The organism is Paenibacillus sp. MCAF9 (assembly GCF_052114265.1).
Taxonomy (GTDB): Bacteria; Bacillota; Bacilli; order Paenibacillales; family Paenibacillaceae; genus Pristimantibacillus.
In genome coordinates this window covers 362,671-368,684 of the sequence record NZ_JBFREL010000007.1, presented here as the reverse complement: position 1 = coordinate 368,684, position 6,014 = coordinate 362,671, and the positions used below count along the sequence as shown (strand labels likewise).

Annotated in this window: 3 protein-coding genes and 1 rRNA gene; all 4 read right to left on the bottom strand. The window is 48.2% G+C overall.

The annotated features are described in order from the left end of the window. Window positions 1–140 (bottom strand): 16S ribosomal RNA (locus tag AB4Z45_RS15640); the annotation flags it as partial. 419 nt (window positions 141–559) lie between these two features. After that, on the bottom strand, window positions 560–2,560 hold the full coding sequence (gene ligA / locus AB4Z45_RS15635) for an NAD-dependent DNA ligase LigA (RefSeq protein WP_441910257.1): 2,001 nt from the start codon (window positions 2,558–2,560) through the stop codon (window positions 560–562). A 63-nt stretch (window positions 2,561–2,623) separates the two neighbouring features. After that, entirely contained in the window at window positions 2,624–5,023 is a 2,400-nt protein-coding gene (gene pcrA / locus AB4Z45_RS15630) for a DNA helicase PcrA (protein ID WP_441910249.1), read from the bottom strand. A 234-nt stretch (window positions 5,024–5,257) separates the two neighbouring features. Next, window positions 5,258–5,953: a heptaprenylglyceryl phosphate synthase gene (locus AB4Z45_RS15625; RefSeq protein WP_430057042.1), complete on the bottom strand. Its 696-nt coding sequence runs from the start codon at window positions 5,951–5,953 to the stop codon at window positions 5,258–5,260. Between the last annotated feature and the right edge of the window lie 61 nt (window positions 5,954–6,014).

Genomic DNA, 6,014 nt, shown 5'->3' with positions numbered 1-6,014 from the left:
ATAGGCAGGTTACCCACGTGTTACTCACCCGTCCGCCGCTAAGTATCAGAGGTGCAAGCACCTCATCAACTCCGCTCGACTTGCATGTATTAGGCACGCCGCCAGCGTTCGTCCTGAGCCAGGATCAAACTCTCCAAATTGGTGTTTGACTTGCTCAATACTTAACTAGCTATTTTAAAACATTATCGGATCGACGTGATCCATTTGTTCAGTTTTCAAAGAACTTGTTTGTCACATTTTGTCGTGACAAGAAATGATATTATCATCTTCGTCCAACGTTGTCAACCGTTTGTTTCACAAATGTTTGTGAGTCAATCAATTGTTTGTCCGTGTCTCAGAAGCGACAAGAAATAATATATCACTTACGCAAACAGAATACAAGTTGAAAAAAATTACAATTACAATTTATTTTAACGCACTCATTATTCTGATTTATGGATAGTAATCCATCATCATTTTACTAAAAACAAAAGGAGCTATTCCTCAAGGTCTATAACCTTAAGGGACAGCTCCTTCTTATTAAAGCATTCAAAACAATGCTTTGAATAACGTCTTATTACTATATAACGGTTTCACCCAAAAGGCGCAATAACTCTGCTTCCTCTTCTATAACAGTAATACCAAGCTCGCGAGCTTTCGTCAGCTTGCTTCCTGCGCTTTCGCCTGCAACAACAAAATCTGTTTTCTTAGATACACTGCCTGAGATTTTGGCTCCGCAAGCTTCGAGCAGCTTCGCAGCTTCATCCCTAGACATCGTCGGCAGCGTACCTGTAAGTACGACTGTCTTCCCGCTGAATACACTATCATTCCTCGCAACCAGCTGCTGTTCCGCTTCAGCTTTCACACCTAGCTCGCGCATTCTGGCAATACTCGCAATAATAATGGGATCTTGAAAAAATCCAACGATGCTCTCAGCAACAATACCGCCAACATCCGGAAGCGTAATAAGCTCTGCAGCTTCCGCCTGCATAATAGCATCTAGATTTCCATAATGATCAGCCAGCATTTTCGTTGTTGCTTTGCCTGTGTTCGGAATGCCTAGAGCAAATAAGAATGACGCAAGCTCTCTATCCTTGGACTTTTCAAATGCGGCAAGCAGCTTGAGCGCCTTCTTCTCACCGAATCGTTCGAGTCCAATCAGATCATCGTAAGCAAGAGCGTACAAATCAGCAGGATCACGTACTCCGCAATCTTTGTATAGCTGTTCTGCTGTCATGACGCTGAACGTATCGATATCCATTGCATCCCGAGATGCGAAATGAGTGATACGGCCGATAATTTGCGGCTGGCAGCCCAGCTTATTATTGCAGAATAGGTGAGCTCCCCGCTGCTCGAGCTCCGTTCCGCATGATGGACATACGGTTGGGAACACAATTTCTTCACCAGGCACATCATCGGCCTTGCCCAATATTTCTGGAATAACATCATTTGAGCGGCGAATCGTAACAAGTGTCCCTAGTGCGAACTTGAGGTTTTTGCGTTCAATATCGCCAATATTATTGAGCGTACAGTTTTGTACAGTAACACCAGCGAGCTCAACAGCCTCGACGCGCGCGACTGGGGTTATTTTGCCGGTACGGCCAACCTCCCAAGACACGGCTTCGAGTACTGTTGCTGCTTCCTCCGCTTCGAACTTAAAGGCAACCGCCCAGCGAGGGAATTTATCCGTATAACCGAGTGCTTCCCGCGTCCGCATATCTACAACCTTGATTACAGCACCATCAATGAGGAAATCCAGCTGCTCCCGTTTTTCTGTTACACGCAGCAGCTCTTCTCGAACCTCTTCGATCGTATTTTGATACGTTACATATGGATTCACCTTAAAGCGGTTGTCGTTCAGAAACTTCTGCATTTCATGATGATCTGCAAAAGAAACTCCGTCAGCGTAGCCGACATTATAGAAAAATGCGTTCAGCTTACGCTCGGCTGTAATCCGCGGATTAAGATTGCGCAGCGCGCCTGCTGCGGCATTCCGTGCATTTTTGAGCGGTTCAGCTGCCGTTTCATTATATTTGGCCAGTACGGAAAGCTGCATAATGCCTTCTCCCTGCACTTCAACAATACCATCAGCCCAAGGAATTGTGAGCGGAACAGAACGTATCGTTCGAACCTGCTGCAATATCCCTTCGCCAATCGCACCGTTTCCGCGCGTAGCTGCTTGAACCAGCTGTCCATCCTCGTAGGTTAGATTCAGGGTCAAGCCGTCAAACTTCAGCTCAACGACATAAGTAGGCTGCGGCAAAGGCTCTTCTTCCGGATGTTTTGCATTATAATCGGCGACTGCTTTAAGCAATCTTGTATTCCACGAAAGCAGGTCTTCCGTATTTTGAGCTTTGTCCAAACTCCATAAACGAGCACGGTGTTTATACGGCTCAAAACCTTTGAGCAAATCGCCGCCTACTCGTTGTGTCGGCGACTCAGGCAAAAGCACGCCCGTCTCCTTCTCCAAAGCGACAAGCTCATCATAGAGCTTGTCATAATCCGTATCATTTATTGTAGGCTGATCAAGCGTGTAGTAGCGATAATTATGCTCTGCAATGATCGCAACAAGCTGCTGCATTCTCTCTAATTGAGCGTTCACGGAAGGCTCCTCCTTCTAATCGTCAAAAATGGCTGATCAACCTTATACCTTTGTTATCGGGGCAAAGCCGGCAAGCAATCGCTTAATGCCAACCGGAGCCGGGAATGCGATGTTAAGCTCCATATCCTTGCCCGTCCCTTTGACGGAGACGATAACGCCAATTCCCCATTTCCCATGCGACACGCGATCGCCTGACGCAAATGTTCCAGGCGCGGCATCGCCCGCCGCGCTGCTGCCCTGAGCCGCCCGAGCGGCTTCCTGCAGCGGCGTGCTGACACGCACGCCGCCTCCTCTGCCGCCCATCGCGGCCGAGCCCGTTCCCCCCATACCTGGGGAACGGCTGCCTGCACCGGGCGCACCGCCAGCTGGCGCGCGACCGGCAAACCCGCGGCTCGCGCCTTGCGCAGCCGCACCAGTACCGCCCGTGACGCTAACGCCGCTGCGAGTGCCCACGCTTCCACGTGAATAACCGCCGCTGCCGCTCGAAGCGCCTTCTCTTACGCTCTCTGGTATTTCCTGCAGGAAACGCGAAGGCATGTTGCTGCTCGTACGGCCAAACAAAGTCCGCATCCGCGCACATGTCAGATAAAGCCGTTTCTCCGCGCGGGTAATCCCTACATATGCAAGGCGCCGCTCCTCTTCAAGCTCTTCATTATCAGCAAGAGCACGGCTATGCGGAAATACGCTCTCCTCCATGCCGATAATGAAAACGACAGGAAACTCAAGTCCTTTAGCACTATGCATGGTCATCAGTGTAATCGCATCTTTGTTCTTCTCTGCTTCTTCTTCATCCTTGTTCAAGGAATCGATGTCGGCTATGAGTGCCAAATCAGTTAGGAACGCCACGAGCGTCCGATCCTCATTGCGCTTCTCAAAATCCATCGTCACCGACAGAAACTCATCGATATTCTCAAGACGCGCCTTCGACTCCAGCGTGTTCTCTTGATGCAGCTCCATCCGGTACTGCGACAGCTCCAGCACCTTCTCTGTGAGCTCCGTTACCGATAAATATTCAACCATCCGTGTAAGATTGTCGATAATCTCATAAAACTCGCGCAATAGCGTCCGTGTCCGAGCATTCACCTCAACCTCTCCGAGGTTGTTCAATACACGGTAAATGGAAGTGCCTCTTCTCGCAGCTTCATCCGCAAGCTTGCCAACCGTTGTATCCCCGATCCCCCGCTTCGGCACATTAATGATACGCACCAAGCTTATATCGTCATCCGGGTTGGAAACGAGCTTCAAATATCCGAGCAAATCCTTAATCTCTTTGCGATCATAGAACTTAATGCCGCCAACGATTTGATAAGGAATATCCGATTTAATCAAAATTTCCTCTATAACCCGCGACTGAGCATTGGTACGGTATAATATCGCATGATTGGCAAATTTATAGCCGTTATTCACATTTTTGCGAATTTCCCCAGTTACAAAATATCCTTCATCATGTTCAGTATCTGCTTGATAGAGTGCAATGAGATCGCCCGCGCCTTGATCCGTCCACAGCTTCTTCGGCTTTCGCCCTGTATTCAGCTTAATAACCGCGTTTGCTGCATCGAGAATATTTGCTGTTGAACGATAGTTTTGCTCCAGCATGATCGTCCGCGCCTCTGGATAATCGCCCTCAAAATTCAAGATGTTCGTAATGTCAGCTCCGCGCCAGCGGTAGATGGACTGATCGCTGTCGCCTACTACGCATATATTATGATGTTTATCCGCAAGCATGCGGGTCAGCATATATTGTGCTCTGTTCGTATCCTGATACTCATCCACATGAATGTATCTGAATTTGTTCTGATAAAATTCAAGCACCTCTGGTACATCTTTAAACAGCTGAATCGTCATCATAATAAGATCGTCAAAATCAAGTGAGTTATTGCTTCTTAGCTTTTTCTGGTATTTCGTAAACACTTGGGCAACGATGCCCTCAAAATAGTCGCCGACCTTTTGCTCGAATTGCTCCGGCGTGATCAGCTCATTTTTCGCTCCGCTTATTGCAGCTTGAACCGCCTTCGGCTCAACCTTCTTCGTATCGATGTTCATATCCTTCATACAGCCGCGGATAACCGACAACTGGTCCGAAGAGTCCAAAATAGAGAAGCTGGATGTAAAACCGATCCGATCGATATCTCTTCTGAGGATACGCACACACATCGAGTGGAAGGTAGATACCCAAATGTCCCGCCCTGATGGTCCAACAAGCGCACTGACCCTGTCCTGCATCTCTCGTGATGCTTTATTCGTAAAGGTGATGGCCAAAATACTCCATGGCGCGACACGCTTCTTTTCTATTAAGTAAGCAATTCGATGTGTCAGAACGCGAGTCTTGCCGCTGCCCGCTCCCGCCATAATCAAAAGCGGCCCGTCAGTCGCTTGAACAGCATCACGCTGCGGCGGGTTCAGCTTCTGTACCGCCTGCTCGATACTCATATAATTCAACATGCTCAGACTCCTTTGTTCGCATATGTTCGCCTCTCACCAGTGTAGACAACGGCTACCGCTGTGTCAATTTGAGAATATAGGAATTAGCTTGAATTATGACAGAAAGTATGTCAACGCTATAAACAAATAAAAGCATCTGCCGTTCTGTCCCATTGTCAATTAAGTGCAACTGGATCAGATACAGCGAATGCTTTTTTTCATTGAGACCATGGCTATAGGTAAAACAGGAACAACTCAGACATTCTTAACAGCTGCCACTGTTGATAACGCTGCTTCAAGATCGCTGTAAATAATGTTTCCTACAACGACGGTATGAGCAGCTTCTGCCGCTTGACGAGCTTTGTCTGCATTGTCAATTCCGCCGCCATAAAATACCCGTGCTTGCGTGGCTGTCATTCTTGCCCGTTTCACCAGCTGCATATCGCCGAATCGTCCGCTATATTCCAAATAAACAACCGGCAGGCGCATCAGCCGATCAGCCATTCGCACATGTGCGGTGAGCTCTGCTTCTGTCAGCTCCGTTTGCGCACCCGTAACTTTTGCAGCAGTAGCCTCTTCATTCAAAATAATATAGCCTTGCGCCGCCGTTTCCTCCCAAGGAACGAAGGAGCCATATTCTATTAGCCCTTCGGTTTGCCGTCCGGTAATCCATTCTGCTCTGCTTGTATTAAGGACAAGCGGTACAAAATAGCCGTCGAAGCCGGGAACCGCCCCCTCTAAAGTAGAAACCTCTAATGCACAGTCCACCGCATACCTGCGAATTCGTGCCATAAGATCCACTGTATTCTCAAAAGTAACGCCGCTGGAGCCTCCGACAATAATCGCATCGGTACCCGAGGTACAAATCGCGTCAAGCTGCTCATCGGAAATTTCTCGATCAGGGTCGAGCTTAAACACATGCCTCCAGCTTGAAAACCAAACCTCATTCATGAATGATCACGCCTCGCTTTGTCATAAATCAATTGTCGCATAATTGCTTTCCTTCTATGCT